Consider the following 333-nt stretch of genomic DNA (forward strand, 5'->3'; position numbering starts at 1 on the left):
CGCATTCGGCGCTCCAGGGGCGTACGCCCCTGGAGGTCCTCCAGCAGTGGAGAGCGGCCTGACGACCCACCAGCTCTCAGAAGAACTGGACCAGCAATGGGGGTCACGTCATCGGTTCCCGGGATTGGCAGGATCCTTGCTGCCCAGATCCTGGGTCGCCTGGGTGATCCCGGGCGGTTTCGATGCCTGGCCGCAGCCAGGGCCTACTCCGGCTTGATCCCCAGACAAAACAGCTCAGGGCGCAGCAGTGCTGGCGGAGGCCCCAGCAAGAAAGGGGATGCCTGCTTGCGGGAAGCGCTGTTCCTGGCGGCCAATCAGGTCCGCCGTTTCGAT

General features: G+C 65.5%; 1 protein-coding gene. It reads left to right on the top strand.

Annotated features, from left to right (window positions below; all coding sequences use genetic code 11):
- Nucleotides 1–96 precede the first annotated feature (96 nt).
- A partial coding sequence (locus ACLNEE_RS17055; RefSeq protein WP_411425348.1) for a transposase occupies nucleotides 97–333 on the top strand: 237 nt, incomplete at its 3' end.

This window comes from Aphanothece stagnina RSMan2012 (assembly GCF_046764815.1).
Classification (GTDB): domain Bacteria; phylum Cyanobacteriota; class Cyanobacteriia; order PCC-6307; family Cyanobiaceae; genus NIES-981.